At 62.9% G+C, this 15,698-nt stretch carries 7 protein-coding genes; 5 read left to right on the top strand and 2 right to left on the bottom strand.

What is annotated here, in order from left to right:
• Positions 1 to 14 precede the first annotated feature (14 nt).
• From bcsA to AC6I8F_RS18695, 5 genes are read left to right on the top strand one after another with little or no spacing between them, the layout of a single operon-like run.
• On the top strand, positions 15 to 2,120 hold the full coding sequence (gene bcsA, locus AC6I8F_RS18715; protein ID WP_021507015.1) for a UDP-forming cellulose synthase catalytic subunit: 2,106 nt from the start codon (positions 15 to 17) through the stop codon (positions 2,118 to 2,120).
• The gene (bcsB, locus tag AC6I8F_RS18710) at positions 2,117 to 4,636 is read left to right on the top strand and encodes a cellulose biosynthesis cyclic di-GMP-binding regulatory protein BcsB (protein ID WP_498028345.1); all 2,520 of its coding nucleotides are present in this window, start codon (positions 2,117 to 2,119) and stop codon (positions 4,634 to 4,636) included. The genes bcsA and bcsB (AC6I8F_RS18710) overlap by 4 nt, the downstream gene beginning before the upstream one ends.
• 11 nt (positions 4,637 to 4,647) lie before the next feature.
• Entirely contained in the window at positions 4,648 to 8,451 is a 3,804-nt protein-coding gene (locus tag AC6I8F_RS18705) for a cellulose biosynthesis protein BcsC (RefSeq protein WP_498028344.1), read from the top strand.
• Positions 8,451 to 8,897: a cellulose biosynthesis protein BcsD gene (bcsD, locus tag AC6I8F_RS18700; protein WP_058758083.1), complete on the top strand. Its 447-nt coding sequence runs from the start codon at positions 8,451 to 8,453 to the stop codon at positions 8,895 to 8,897. The genes AC6I8F_RS18705 and bcsD overlap by 1 nt, the downstream gene beginning before the upstream one ends.
• A 9-nt stretch (positions 8,898 to 8,906) precedes the next feature.
• Complete coding sequence (locus AC6I8F_RS18695) at positions 8,907 to 9,911, top strand: family 8 glycosyl hydrolase (RefSeq protein WP_031279620.1); 1,005 nt, start codon at positions 8,907 to 8,909, stop codon at positions 9,909 to 9,911.
• Between the two features lie 119 nt (positions 9,912 to 10,030).
• Here AC6I8F_RS18695 and bcsC read toward each other — a convergent pair whose 3' ends face one another.
• Together bcsC and bcsB (AC6I8F_RS18685) are read right to left on the bottom strand one after the other, a co-directional pair.
• The gene (bcsC, locus tag AC6I8F_RS18690; RefSeq protein WP_498028343.1) at positions 10,031 to 13,411 is read right to left on the bottom strand and encodes a cellulose synthase complex outer membrane protein BcsC; all 3,381 of its coding nucleotides are present in this window, start codon (positions 13,409 to 13,411) and stop codon (positions 10,031 to 10,033) included.
• Positions 13,404 to 15,689: a cellulose biosynthesis cyclic di-GMP-binding regulatory protein BcsB gene (gene bcsB / locus AC6I8F_RS18685; protein ID WP_498028342.1), complete on the bottom strand. Its 2,286-nt coding sequence runs from the start codon at positions 15,687 to 15,689 to the stop codon at positions 13,404 to 13,406. The genes bcsC and bcsB (AC6I8F_RS18685) overlap by 8 nt, the downstream gene beginning before the upstream one ends.
• Positions 15,690 to 15,698 lie beyond the last annotated feature (9 nt).

The raw sequence follows: 15,698 nt of genomic DNA, 5'->3' as shown, positions 1-15,698 counted from the left end.
CTTCAGGGTGAATCATGAGTAAACTCGGGTTTTACCTGCTGCTGCTGGTGCTTGCACCGGTCGCTGCGGTAATCGTCATCACGCCTATGGATAGCCAGAAACAGTATATTTTTGGTTTGATCAGTATTGGCATGATGTTTTTACTGGGCTTCAGTAAAAGCCGTAAAATAACCATTGTGATGGTTTTTCTTTCCGCGCTGATGTCGACCCGATATATCTGGTGGCGCACCACGGAGACGCTGCAGTTTAATTCCGAGATTGAAGCAATTCTCGGTATCGGCTTATATCTGGCCGAGCTGTACGTGTGGCTGATCTTAATTCTCGGCTTCCTGCAAACCAGCTGGCCATTAAAACGCACCATCGAACCGCTGCCGGATGATACCCGCTTGTGGCCGACGGTCGATGTCTACGTGCCGACCTATAACGAAAGCCTCGACGTGGTGCGGGATACCGTGCTGGCGGCGCAGTGTATCGACTACCCGCGCGATAAGATCAAAGTTTACCTGCTGGATGATGGCAAACGCAGCGAGTTCGCGGTATTTGCCGCCGACGTTGGCGTCGGCTATATCACCCGCGACGATAACCGCCACGCCAAAGCCGGCAACCTCAATCACGCCATGAAAATCACCAAAGGCGAGCTGATTTGCGTGTTTGACTGCGACCACGTGGCGACGCGCACGTTCCTGCAGGCTACCGTCGGTCCGTTCCTGAAAGATCCGAAGCTGGCGCTGCTGCAGACGCCGCACTACTTTTACTCGCCGGATCCGTTCGAACGTAACCTGCGCGCTGCGCGCAGCATCCCGAATGAGGGCTCGCTGTTTTACGGCCCGGTGCAGCAGGGCAACGACAACTGGAACGCCACGTTCTTCTGCGGCTCCTGTGCGGTGATCCGCCGCAGCGCGCTGGAACAGATTGGCGGCTTCGCGGTGGAAACCGTCACCGAGGATGCGCATACCGCGCTGAAAATGCAGCGTCTCGGCTGGGGCTCGGCGTTCCTGGCAATTCCGCTGGCGGCGGGACTGGCGACCGAACGTCTGGGTCTGCACGTGATTCAGCGTACCCGCTGGGCGCGCGGCATGACGCAGATTTTCCGCGTCGACAATCCGCTGCTGGGCCGTGGGCTTAAGTGGCAGCAGCGTCTGTGCTACCTCAACGCCATGCTGCACTTCCAGTTCGGCCTGCCGCGCGTGGCGTTCCTCACTGCGCCGCTGGCTTACCTGCTGTTTAACCTGAATATTATCCACTCGTCGGCGTCACTCATCTTCGCTTACGTGCTACCGCATCTGGTGATGTCGCTGTACGTCAACTCGCGCATGAACGGCAAATTCCGCTACACCTTCTGGGGTGAAATCTACGAAACCGTGATGTGCTTCCACCTGGTGATTCCGACGCTGCTGACCCTGCTGTCGCCAAAGCACGGCAAATTCAACGTGACGGATAAAGGCGGTCTGCTGGACCAGGGCTTCTTTGACTTCCACATCGTGCGGCCTCACGTCATCGTTGCCGCGCTGCTGTCGATTGGCATCGTGGCCGGCGTGGTGCGCGCCGTGGCGCATGATTACTTCGGGGTGGACCCGTATGTGATTGCGCTCAACGTCGGCTGGGCGGTGTTCAGCCTGATCATCCTGATGGCGGCGATTGCCGTGGCGCGTGAAACCAAACAGGTGCGTAAAACCATTCGTATCGAGGTGCAGATCCCGGCGGTGATTCACTATGCCAGCGGCATCTCTTCGCGCACGCAAACCAGCGATCTATCGATGGGCGGCGCGCAGCTGGATGCGCCGGACAACCGGCATGAGCACGATGAAATCGAAGAGATCGATCTGCTGCTGAAATCGGGTGCCATCACCATTCCGGTGAGCAAGATCTCCGGTGATGAGGAGACCATTCGCCTGCGCTTTGGCGCGATGCCGCTGGCGCGCCGCCGTGAACTGGTGCGCGTGGTGCTGGCGCGGGCCGATGCGTGGATCCAGCCGGAATATAAGCAGGACAATCCGCTGGTGTCGCTCGGCACCATCATCCGTACCGTCTTTGAGCTGTTCTGGCTGAGCTGGAAAGATCGCCGTGAGGCGCGCAAGCGTGATGGCCAGGCAACGGCCAAAGAGGACAGCGCAGCATGAAAACATTGACGTACACGCTGCTGGCCAGCGCGCTGACCACCACGCTGCTGCTCGCCCCGGCCTGGGCAGAGACGCCGGCGGTAACCCAGGACAGCGCCGCGCTCTCTGAGGTACCGCCGCCGCAGGGGCTGGATGGCAGTGCCGATCCGCAGCTGAAGCAGGCGGCGGGCGACGCGCCGTACACGCCGGGCGATGCAGCGCCGCTGCAGGAAAATACAGCACCCGCACAGCCGGCAGAGTCAGCACCGCCGGCAGAGGCAGCACCGCCAGCAGCATCGGCTGCGCCTGACATCGCCATTCCGCAGGTGGCTGCGGAGGCACCGGCTGCCGCTGAGCCCGCTGGCGCGCTGTTAAACCAGCCGGTGAGCAGCACCATTTCGGTGGCGCAGATGGGGCAGCCGCGCGGCATCACCCTGACCGGCGGCCAGCTGCAGTCCGGTATTCTGTTTACCCTGCCGGGCGATGAGGTGATCACTAATGCGCGGCTCAACCTGTCGCTGCGCGTCTCTGCCGCGCTGGCGGCGCGCAACACGTCGCTGCAGCTGATGCTCAACGGCCAGCCGCTCGGCACGCTGCCGCTGGGTGCCAGCGACAGCGATGTCAGCGACTATCAGCTGGATATTCCGGCGGCGATGGTGGTTTCCAGTAATAACCTCAGCTTTAAAATTAACGATGCCGACAAGCTGCTGTGCGAAAAAGAGAGCGCGCAGCAGTATCAGGTCACCATTCTGCCGAAAACCACGCTCAGCCTTGAAGGCCAGCAGCTCAACATCGGCACCAGCCTGCGCAACTTCCCGCGTCCGTTTATTGATGTGCAGCGCATGACGCCCGCCAGCGTGACCTTTGGTTTTGCCGCTAACGTTTCGCCGGATAGCGTCAGCGCCGCCGCGCTGGTGGCTTCCTGGCTCGGCATTCAGTCGGATTATCGTGGCATCCGTTTCCCGGTGGTGCGCGGCGATCTGCCCGAGCACAACGGTATCCTGATCGGCCATCCGGGTGACAAAATCGGCAGCGTGACGCTGCCCGCAGCCCGTGGTCCGCTGCTGCAGGTGATCGATAACCCCAACAATCCGGTGTACAAACTGCTGCTGGTGGTCGGTGCAGATGATGCCCAGCTGCGTCAGGCGGCCAACCGGCTGACCACGCAGCCGCTGGCCACCGATGCCAGCAGCCTGAACGTACCGCCGCAGCCGATTGGCACGCGCAAACCGTACGACGCACCGCGCTGGATCAACACCAGCCGCCCGGTGCGCCTCAGCGAGCTGCTGCGTAAAGATCAGAGCCTGACCACCACCGGTATCTGGCACGATGCGCTGCGGGTTAACTTCCGCGCGGCGCCGGATCTGTTCCTGTGGGACGGCGACGCGATTCCGGTCAATCTGCATTACCGTTTCCCGTCGGAAAGCTGGATCGATGAAAACAATTCGTTCCTCAACGTCACGCTGAACGGCACTTTCCTGCGCAACCTGACGGTGAACAAAGTCGGGCTGCTGGAGAGCGCCTGGCACCGGCTGGGCGGGGATGCACGCCAGGAGCAGTACACGCTGAAGCTGGAGCCATACCTGATTTACGGCGACAACCAGCTGGCGCTCTACTTCAACATCAAGCCAAAGGCGGATGCGCCGTGCGGCGTGCTGCTCAACAACAATATCAAGAGCCGTATCGAAGAGGATTCGTGGATCGATCTGAGCCACACGCGCCACTTCACCATGCTGCCGAACCTGTCGTACTTCGTCGGTGCTTCGTTCCCGTTCTCGCGGCTGGCGGATTTTTCGCAGACCACGCTGCTGCTGCCGGAGGCGCCCGGTGATGCCGAGATCGCTACGCTGCTGGACATGGCCGCGCGCGCCGGTAACGCCACCGGCGTGCCGCTGGTGCAGAACCAGGTGTTGTTTGGTCTGCCGAACGGCGGCACCAATCTGACGCGCCTGCAGCACAGCGATGTGCTGGCAGTGAGCACCATGCAGCACAGCGCCTTCACGCAGCAGATGCTGGCCGGCACCGCTTACCAGACCAGCGGCAACACGCTGGGCGTAAAAGAGCCGACCACCGTCGATAAGCTGCGCGGCTGGCTGACCGGTGACTGGTCTCGCCAGCAGCTGGATGCCGATCGCTACTTCTCCTCAAATGAAGCGTGGCGCGGCTTTGTCAGCTATCGCTCACCGTGGAGCGCCGATCGTCTGGTGGTGATGACGGTCGCCACCAGCGATCAGCAGCTGCTGCGTTTGCACGATGATTTGAATTCGGCGCGCATCAACGCCGGCATCCGCGGTGATACCGCCATCATCACCGATGAGAACGGCATCCGCAGCTTCCGCGTCGGGCCGCAGTTCCCGAGCGGTGAAATGCCGTGGTACATGATGGTGGTGTGGTATGCCAACCAGCACTCGGTACTGATGGCGCTGGCGGCGCTGCTGCTGTCGGCGCTGATCGGCAGTGCGGCCTGGGTGATGCTGAAGCGCCACGCGTGGCGCCGTCTCCACCCGCAAGACGATAGCCACTCCGGCCGGAAGTAAGGATAAAAATAATGAAAAAACAGCTGATAAGTGCCGGTATTCGTCAGGCGTTGCTGCTGGGCGGCGCGCTGACCTTCTCACAGCCGCTGCTGGCGGCGGAGAGCACCAATCCGGCGTTACAGGCACTGTTCGACCAGGCGGCCTACTGGCATCAGAAAGCGCATGACGATCTGGCGAAAGCCTCGCTGCAAAAAATCCTGATGGTGGAGCCGAACAATACCCAGGCGCTGTATCTGCTGGCGCTCTATTCACAGCAAAGCGGCAGCGCGGCTGATGCGGCACAGTGGCGCGCCCGCCTGAGTGCGGTATCGCCCAACGATCCGCATCTGACGGAGCTGGACAACGCCCGGCAGCTGCAGAGCATACCGCAGGCGCAGCTGTCGCTGGCGCGTCAGCAGGCGCGCAGCGGTAACATCGCCGCCGCGCTGCAAACCTGGCGCAACACCTTCAGCGGCAACGAGCCGCCACCGAGCGTGGCGGCAGAATATTATCTGACCATGGCCGGCGACCGCACGCTGCTGCCCCAGGCGGTGGAGGCGCTGCGGCAGTTTGCCGCTGATCATCCGCAGGATACCGGCGCTCAGCTGGCGCTGGGCAAAGCGCTGACCTATCAGGAAGCGACGCGCCGCCAGGGCATTGATGTGCTGGCCAGCATGGCGGACGGTAATAAAGAGGCCGATCGCTCGCTGCGTCAGGCGCTGCTGTGGCTGGCGCCGCAGGCGTCGGACGCCGCGCTGTACCAGACCTGGCAGCAGCGCCATCCGCAGGACAGCGCCGTGGTGGATTACTACCGCAAAAATGTCGGCGGCGCGGAGAAGGGCGCGGGCTTTAGCGCGCTGAACAGCGGCGACGTCAGCGGTGCGCAGAATAACTTTGAAAAAGTGCTGCAGGCCAACCCGCAGGACGCCGATGCGCTGGCCGGTATGGGCTACGTGGCGCAGCGCGCCGGACGCTACGCCGAAGCCGCCGATTATCTGACGCGCGCCGCACAGCTGGGCGGCGATCAGAGCCAGCAGCGTCAGCAGCAGGCGGCCGACGCCCGCTTTTACGCGCAGCTGGCGAATGCCCAGCAGGCGCTGAAAAACGGTGACAGCGCGCAGGCGCTGGCGCTGAGTGAGCCGCTGACGCAGGCTGAGGGCGAAAAAGGTATATCGGCGAAGCTGTTCCGCGCTGATGTGCTGCGCCGCAGCAATCAGCTGCAGCAGGCGGAGCAAACCTACCGGGCCATTCTGCAGAGCGATGCCGATAACCGCAGCGCCAAAGAGGGGCTGTTTTACGTGCTGCGCCAGCAAAACCGCAGCGCCGAAGCCAATACCCTGCTGGCATCATTGCCCGACAGCGTGCGCCAGAGCGTGGCACCGCGCGGTAACAGCAGCGATCCGCTGCGTGCGCAGGCAAAACGCGAGCTGGCGGCAGGCAACCGCAGTGCGGCCATCGCCACGCTGAACAGCGCCATTCAGCGCTATCCCAGCGACGGCTGGCTGCGACTCGATCTGGCGCGCATCTACCGCGCGCAGGGCGATAGTTTACTGGCCGCCAACGTCATGCAACCGACCCTGCGCAGCGGTGCCAGCACCAGCGAGCTGTACGCCGGTGCGCTTAACGCCAGCGAGAGCGGTGCCTGGCAGCAGGCCAGCCAGCTGCTGGCGCGCATTCCCAACGGCAGCAAGAACAGCGAGATGCGCGAACTGGCGCAGCGCGTGAATTTCAATCTGCAAATGGCCACCGCCGATCGCTATCTGGCGCAGGGTTCTGACGCGGCAGCGGCCAATACGCTGCGCGCGCTGGCCGCCACGCCGCCAGCCAATCCGGTCGATGCCGGTAATCTGGCGCAGAAACTGGCCAAAGCCGGCGATCTCACCACGGCGGTGACGGTGGTGCGCGGCAACATGCAGCGTGGCGTGCAGGGCAACGCCGGTGATTACGCCGCGCAGGTGGCGGTGCTGAATCAGGCGGGACTGACGACCGAAGCGCAGAGCTTCCTCAGCAGTCCGGAGCTGCAGGCGCGCAGTACGCCCACGCAGCTGGCCGGCATCCGCAACGGTTATGTCATCAATGAAGTCGATCGCCTGCGCGAGCAGAAGCAGTACGCCGCCGCCTATGACAAGCTGGTGGGTGCGCTGCAGCACGATCCGCAGAACCGCGATCTGATGTTTGCCATGGCGCGTCTGTATCAGTCCGGCAAGATGAACAAAGAAGCGGGCGTGGTGTATGACTATCTGCTGACGCAGGATACGCCCACTCAGGATGCGCGCACCGGTGCTATTGATGTGGCGCTGGCGCAGAACGACGTCGACAAAGCGAACACCTTAACCCGCGGCCTGCGCAATGAGCAGACGCCGGATCGCCTGTTACTGCTGGCGCGCGTGGCGGAAGCCAACGGCGAGCACAGCCAGGCGATGAGCTACCTGCGCAGCGCGCGCGGCCAGCTGATTGGTCTGCAGGGCGCACAGAGCGGCAGCGTGCCGACCGTTGGCGGTCTGGCGCTGGCGGACAATCCGTTTATCAACCGCAGCACCTCGCCGGTGTCCGGTTCGCCTTCCAGCTATGGCACGGTAATGCCGTGGCAAACGGCACCGGCCACCAGCAGCAGCGCGCAGGACGTCACGCTGGCGAGCACCACGCCGGAGGTCCGGCAGAGCCAGACGCTGCGCCAGATTGACGAGATGATGGACAATCTGCAGGAGAAAACCGGCACTTGGGTACAGGGGCAGATGCAGGTGCGCGGACGCGACGGCGAATCGGGGCTCAGCAAGCTGACCGAAGCCAAAGCGCCGCTGACCTTCTCGACCGTGCCGTTCGGCGAGTCGCGCTTCGACTTTACGATGACGCCGGTGTCGCTCACCGCTGGCAGTGCGGCCGGTGATGCGTGGCGTCGCTTCGGCAGCAACGCGCTGGTGCAGGGCAATGTGGTGGCATCCGGCGCGGCGAAAATAGACGACACGCCGTCTTCGTCGACCGATTCGCAAAAGGCCACCGGCGTGGAACTGAATATGGCGCTGAAGGGCGACAGCTACAAAATCGACCTCGGCAGCACGCCGCTCGGCCAGGATCTCAGTACGCTGGTGGGCGGCGTGCAGTGGTCGCCGAAGCTGACCGATTTCCTGACGCTGATCCTCACCGGTGAACGCCGCGCCATGACTGACAGCCTGCTGTCGTACGTTGGCGTGGAGGACAAGACCAGCGGCAAGCGCTGGGGGCGCGTCACCAAAAACGGCGGCAACGCCATGCTGAGCTTCGATAACGGCGACGCGGGTTTCTACGTCGGCGGCGGCGCTTACAGCTATCTGGGCGAGAACGTGGCGAGCAACAACAGCGTGCAGGCCACGGCGGGCGCTTACGTGCGGCCTTACCACTACGACGACCGCGAGCTGAAGGTCGGCATGAGCCTGTCGTGGATGGATTTCTCCAAAAACCTGAGTTACTTCAGCTACGGTCAGGGCGGCTATTTCAGTCCGCAGAATTATGCCGCGGTGTCGTTCCCTGTCGACTTCAGCCGCAAGTTTGATGACCTGAAAGTCAACGTTGGCGGTTCGGTCGGCTATCAGTCGTACAGCCAGGACAAGAGCGCGTATTTCCCCAACGATCCGTCGCTGCAGTCCCAGCTGCAAAGCCTCGCCGATCAGGGCTTTGTCAAAAGCGCCTACTACAGCGGTGAGAGCAAAAACGGCATCGGCTATAACCTGCACGCCGGTGCCGATTATAAGATTAATAAAGATGTCACCATCGGCGGCCAGCTCGGCTATGACACCTTTGGCGATTACAACGAAAGCACAGCCAATCTGTACTTCCGTTATCAGTTTGGAGACAACTAATGAGTGAGCAACCGGGCGCACGCATCAGCCATCCGTATCAGCCGGGCTGGTTTGATCTGGTCAGCGTGATGATTGAGAGCATGCTGGACAACGCTGGCGCGGAGGCGGAAGCCTTCCTCAACGGCGTGGGCGAATTGCTGGCAACGCGCTATCCTTTGCCGGAGGCGCGCACCGTGCAGGATCTGGAGCGCGAAATTAATCTCCAGCTGGCGCGCTTTAACTGGGGCTTTGTTCAGCTACAGCCGCAGCAGAACGCGATTATGCTTGAGCACCATGCACTGCCGCAGGGTGACAGCCAGCTTGATGCAGAACGCTGGCAGCTGGCGCTGAGCGCAGTGCTGGCCGGCGTGTACGCGCAGTGGCTACGTGCGCAGGGTGGTAGCGCGGCGGTACCGCTGACGCTGGAAAAAATCGACGGCGGCACGCTGCATTATCGATACCAATAGGAAGCTGTGATGAGAGTGATGCGGTTCTGGCGTCAGTGGATGCTGTGTTTCATGGTGATATTTTTCAGTGCTCAGGCGGCCGCTGATGGCTGGAGCAGTTACAAAAGCCGCTTTATGAGCAGCGACGGCCGCATCAGCGATACGGCCAATAACAACGTCAGCCACACCGAAGGTCAGGGCTACGGCATGCTGCTGGCGGTGGCGTATAACGATCGCGCCACCTTTGATTTGCTGTGGCAGTGGACGCGTACCCATCTGCGCAATCCGCAGAATGACCTGTTCTACTGGCGCTATACGCCAGGCGCAGCCGATCCCATCGCCGATAAAAATGATGCTTCGGACGGGGATGTGCTGATCGCCTGGGCGCTGCAGCGCGCGGCGCAGAAGTGGGGCGGTGATTATCAGCAGGCGTCGGATCGCATTCAGCGCGCGGTCATCAAGCTAACGGTGATCGACTACGCCGGCCGCAAGGTGATGCTGCCGGGCGCGCAGGGCTTCAATAAAACCAGCTATGTGGTGCTTAACCCTTCCTATTTCCTGTTCGCCGCATGGCAGGAGTTTGCGCAGCACAGCCATCTGCGCGTGTGGAACACGCTGATTGATGATGGCCTTGCGCTGCTGGGCGACATGCAGTTTGGCAAAACCGGCCTGCCGCTGGACTGGGTGGCGCTGAACGCCGATGGCTCCGTCGCGCCGGCGGTCGGCTATTCCAACCGCTTCAGCTATGACGCGATTCGTATTCCGCTTAATATCTGGTGGTACGATCCGCAAAGCCTGCGGCTGGTGCCATTCCAGCGCGTCTGGCAGGGCTACGCGCGCGACACCACGCCAGCGTGGTTTGATGTGCTGGCCAATACCCCGGCACCTTACAATATGGAAGGTGGCCTGACCGCGGTGCGCGACCTGACGCTCAACCAAACCGGCTACCTCAGCGACCGCCTGGCGCCGGAGCAAAACTATTTCTCCGCCAGCCTGCAACTGCTGACCTGGCTGGCTTATCAGGAGAAGCGATAGCCGAACGCTACCTGCACCCGTCGGGATTTATACCGGAGCGCATCAAAGCGCACCCTGTAAAAACCACGCAACTATCTTGTAGGGTCGCCATTTATGGCGACCTTTTCATTTTCGTGTGCTTATTTAAAATCCGCATACGGTTCCAGTGGCTGTGGTGGCATATCCATGTCGCCGTTCCAGCCGGCCATTGAGTAGCGCACATACAGCAGCCCGTGGCTTGGGGTGTAATCTTTCGCCTGCTGAATGTCCATGGCTAAACCCAGCGACCAGTGCGGCGTGATGCGCCGCTCTACCAGCGCCTGCAGTGTATAACCGAAACCGCGCCCTGAACTGCTATCCGATGGCGGATTGCTGGCCAGCGTAAAGCCGGGATTCACCGGGTAGCGCGCCTGAGCGTTAGTGGTTGACTGTGACCACGACACCGAGCCACCGAGTTCATACGACCAGTTTTCGGTGCGCTGACGCCAGGTCAGCGGCACCGCCAACGAGAAGTAGCGCTGCGGGCTGTAATAGCCGCCCTGGCCAAAGGTGTAGTCGCTCAAATCTTTCTGATAGTGCCACAGCATACTGTTCAGGCCGATGGTGGCGCGCTGGTTGTCGCTATTGATCAGCTTGTAGTAATAGCCTGCCATCAGCCGTTCGCGGCTGTTGTCCGCCACGTTTTCACCGCTGATTTGATGGGCGCTGAGATCGGCCCACACCCCGTGCGCGCCGCCCCGATCGTAACTCAGGCCGATGCCGCCGCCGGTCGCGACGACGCCGCCCCAGTTTCTGCCGCCGTTGGTGGTCGGATCGCGCGCGCCGGCGTAAGCCAGCAGCGAACTGGAGATCGGGCGACGTGAAGCGGTAAAGGTCACCCCGAGATCGTCGATGTCAGTTTTCCAGCTTACGCCGCCGACCCAGTTAGTGACGGTAAAACCGAGCGGCGTGGTGCCGATATCGGCTGACCAGCGATCGTTGTGCCAGCCGACGCCCAGCGCGGTGCCTTCGTCCCGCTGGGTGAAATCGCGCCGGCAGCCCCCGGCGTTGGCGTCGTTACAGCTGCCGAACAGTTCACTGTGGCTGCCATCCGTGGTGGAAAACGTCCCGGCAGACACCTGTACGTGATCAACGCGCACAAAGCTGCGGCCATCGGCCAGCGGGGTTTCCGCCTGCAGCATGGTGGTATGGGCGGTAAAGTCAGAGGTGCCTCCGTTGCCCTTATCGCGCGAGTAGTCCTGTTCCAGCGTCACAGTGGTGTCCTGCTGGCGATACAGATCAGCGGCGTCGCTGCGAATGCTGCGCTTCAGCCAGTCGTCCTGTGCCTGCGTGCGCGTCAGCCGGGTATAGCGGGCGTTATCGTCTGGCAGCGCAGGGGTGATGCCGCTGGCGACCATCGCCGCGCGGTAATCCTGCTGTGCCAGCGCGGGCTGGCGCTGCTGTCTCTCCAGCCGCGCGGCATCACGCAGCACCAGCGCTTTTTCCTGTGACGGCGCGACAGCGGCGGCGCGGGTTTTCAGCGCGCTGAACAGCTGCTGCGCTTTGAAGAGATCGCCGCTGTTTTGCCAGGCGAGCGCCACGCGCCGGCCGCTGTTCAGGCTCTGCTGCGCCACGCTGTCTGGCAGGCTGTGCAGCGCTGCGCGCGCTTCGGTGGTGCGCTGCAGCGCCAGCAGCGCCTCGATGCGGCCGAGCGCGGCATCGTTGTTGCTGGCGTCCTGCTGCAGCACCTGCTGATAACCGGCCAGCGCTGTTGTGGCATCGCCCCGCTCCAGCGCCCAGTCGGCCAGCGTAATGTCGCGGCGCGGCGAGGCCGGCTGCTGTTGCAGCAAGCGGATGGCGGCGGCTTCATCACCGCGGGCGCGTAGCTCCCCGGCACGCCCGAACGCCTGGTTTTGCGCCAGGCGATCCGCCAGTTCATGCATGTTGCTGTCCCAGCGGGCGGTGGGTAAACGGTGCAGCGTGGCCAGCGCGGCGGCATCGTCGTCGCCGGATGACTGCCACAGTGCCGTGGCATACAGCGCGGCTGGCTGCTGCGGCTGCTGGCGCACCATCGCGGCCATTACCGCCGCGCCTGCCTGGTTGTCACCGCTGCTGCGTAGCGCATTGGCCAGCCGCCAGGCCAGCCAGACATCATCCGGTCGCGCCTGAGCCGCCTCACGGTATTTCGCTACCGCCTGCGGCCATTGCTGCTGCTGCGCCAGCGTATCTGCGTCGGCCAGCAGGCTCTCAATACGTAAATTGCTCAGGCGCTGCTGCGCCGTGCCGTTACTGCGGTCAAGGCGCAGCGCCTGCTGCCAGTACTGTCGGGCTAACGCGCTGTTTTTACGCGCCTGCGCCACATCACCGAGGCCGATGAGCGCCCAGCTGTCATTGCTGTCGATGGCCTGCGCGCTGCGGTACTGCCGCTCAGCGCCGGACAAATCCCCCTGCTTCAGCGCCGCGTCGCCGCTGTCGATAGCCAGCCAGTAACGATTGGTCTGTAACAGGGACTGCCACTTGCCGATTTGCGTGCTGGCCTGGCCCGCCTGAATCGCTTTCTGTAGCCAGCTGATGGCGGCGGCGCGGTGACCGGCACGCGCCTGTGCCTGGCCCATAGCACCGAGCAGTTCGGCGTCGTCCGGATTGGCCTTCAGCGCCGCCTGTAATGCGCCGATTGCCGCCGCGCCGCCGCCAGCTTCGACCAGCGCCAGGCCGCGCATGCGCTGGCGGAAGGCCGGATCGGCCAGCATTTTTTGCTGACGCGCCAGCTCATCCGCTCCGCGCTGTTGCGCATCGCCGCTGGTGAACACCTGCAGATACTGCTGCAGGCTGGCAACGCTGCGCTCGCTCACCGGCTGGTTCTGGATCTGCTGCAGCCACAATTCAGACGCGGCATCGCGGCCGCCGTCGCGGTTGGCCAGCTGACGCAGCTGGGTCACCGCCTGATCCGGCTGATTATTATCAAACGCCATGCGCGCCAGCTGTAGCTCGACGCCGATATTGCCCGGATAACGCTGCTCCAGCGCCTGCAACTGACGCCAGGCGAGCGGCTGCTGGCCCGGCAGGCGCGCCACCAGTCGCCAGTACTCCAGTTCGGTGTTTACATCGGGAAAGACGCCGTGAAATAGCGCATCCCACGCTGCTTTGGCCTCCGGCAGCCGTCCGGCGGTGGCCAGCAGCCGCGCCTGCTGCAGCTGCTGACGTCCTTCGGGGCTCATCAGGCGCAAACCTGCCGCAGATTCGCGTGTGGCTGCGTCATCCGGCGCAGCCTTTTGCAGCGCATCGAACAGCTGCTGCGCTTTGGCCTGATCGCCCTGACGCAGCGCCATACGAATGCGTGCCGCCAGCACCTGCGGGTTATCCGGATCGATTTTTTCCAGCCGGTACAGCGACTGCTGCACCAAATCGTATTTGTTGGTGGATTCGCCGGTACGAATCTGCATCAGCAGCCACGCTACCGGCGCCACCTGCGGACCGGGCGCGGCCGCCACGCTGCCGGCCAGCGCACTGGCGATCAGCAGCGCAAGCGGTAACTTATTCATCGTCATCCAGCTCAGCCAGGCGACGACGGCTTACCATGCGCATCAGGCGCCAGGCCATCAGGGCGAACAGGATCACCACCAGCACGGCACACACGGCCAGCCATACCGGATGGGTGGCCAGCAGATTCCACAGCCGCTCCCACCACGGCAGATGCCCGACAAAGTAGGTATCGCCCACGCGCACGCTGTTGACGCCGGACTCCCGGACGATGCTGACAGAACCGAACATCGCCGCGCGTTTGCCGCTGTCGCGCAGCGCTGCATTCAGCAAATCCCAGCCGTGCGGGCTGTCAGCCAGCAGCGCCACCACGCTGCGCTGATCGTGGAACGGCGACTGGAAGCCAACCAGGGCGCCGATCGGACCGCGCGAACTGATGCCGGTCTGGCTTTCGGCAGTGCGCTCGCTGGCTGACAGTGGCACGTTGGGCGCGCTGCCCGGGCGCGATGGCATGTTGAGGGTGCTGCGCGTGCGATCCACCAGCAGATTGATCGCCGTGTCCGCCTGCAGATCCGGCGGAATGCTGCCGATCAGCAGCAGATCGGCATCGTGGTCTTTCGCGTTGCGCCAGTCATCGCTCATCTGCACGCGCAGTGCCGGATAGCCGGTCTGGGCGCCGATCGCCCCCAGCGCGTCAAGCAGCGTACTGACTTCGCCGCTCTCCGGTTTTGCCGGCACCAGCACCAGGGTTTGCGCCAGATCGGCGAAGCGGCTGAACGGGAAGCCAGCGCTGGCAAACGCGCCGAGCGAGGGCATTTCGATGTAGTGACGATAGCCGGAGAAATCGATGCTGGAGCGATCGTCGATCACCACATGATGCGCGACGGGGGTGACGGTCTCACAGCGGCCATCTGCAGTGCCGCCGATAAAGGTATTGGCGTAGTCAAAATCAAAGCGCAGCTGGTTCACCACACCGAGACGCAGTGCCGGAATGGTCAGCTGACGGCTGTTGTCCTGCAGGCCCTGCATCAGCGGAATGCGCATCAGCTGCTGGCCCGCGCCATCTTTACTGGTCAGCGGATAATCCTGCATGAACTGGTTATTGAGATGCACCGCCAGCCGTGAGCCGTCCTGCTGCACCGGTGAGGTGTAGCGATAGATCAGGTCCATATCAATGCCGCGTGCGCGCACCAGGAACAGATCCGGCGGCAGGTTGAGCGTCAGGCTAATCGGGTTGGGTTGCAGGCCATCAGCCTGCAGCTGGTTCTGATACTGCGTCAGTTCACCAAAGGTGGTGCGGCGATCGGTGCGAACCCAGTTTGGCGCATCGTACGGCTGGCGCGGGGCCAGCAGTTTCACGCTGTCGATGGTGGCGCGCTCGCCGCGCAGCAGCAGTTCACCCTGCGCAATGCCCTCTACTGCGGTGATCAGATCGTTATCGTCGCGGCCGAGAATCAGCAGCATCTTCTGATAGGGATTGTCCGGCTGGCTGACCATTTCCACGGTGGGTTTGTCCACCGGCGGCAGCGTTTGCAGGAAGTCAGGCCGGCGATCGTTGGTGGCGAACACCACCGCATGCTGCCCTTCCGGCAGCTGGTTATACAGCACCGGGAAGGACTGGCCGCGCCACTGCGCCTGGCTACCGAACCACGAGGCCAGCAGGCCTGCCGCACGCTGTTGCTGCACATCCGGCTGGCCGCTGAACACCATCGGCAGCTGCAGCGGCCGGTTGTCGCGCGCGTCAAAGAATGGCTCCGGGAAATGGGAGAGATCGTTTTTCAGCGGCAGCTTCTGCAGCGTCAGGTCCAGTTTGCTCGCTTTACCGATATCCAGCCAGATGGTGCTGTTGGCCGGATTTTCACACACGTTGGCGTAGTGGCCGACCAGTTCCAGGCGGATGCGGTTGAAATCGCTAATGTAGCGCGGGTCGATCGCCAGCTGCGTCTGGTTCTCTTTGCCGAGCTGATCGGCGGTGACGGTGACCAGGCCCACCAGTTCATCGTTGAGATACACCTTGAGCTGCGACTGCGTCGGCAGCAGCGCCGGCGAAGGCCGGTAGTTGAGCGTCAGCAGCGCGCGCGTGACCACTTCGTCGCTGCGCACGCCGAACTCAATCTGGCTGGTGGGGACGGTGCCGCGCAGCGTCATGCTACCCGGCGGCGGTGCCACCTGGGTAAACAGCAGCTGGCTATCGCGCAGCGGGGCGCTGGCATCGAGCGGTTGGTTCACGTCGGGCAGCGGCGCAGAGGTTGCCGCAGGCGGTGCATCAGGAAGTGCCGCCTGCGCCAGAGACGCCGTGCCCAGCAGCAGGGCGGTGAACCAACTCAGTTTTCTCGTCATGGTCATATC

This window comes from gamma proteobacterium symbiont of Axiagastus rosmarus, assembly GCF_059730925.1.
Note: the sequence above shows the minus strand (reverse complement) of the source record. Positions and strands in the feature narration are given on the sequence as shown.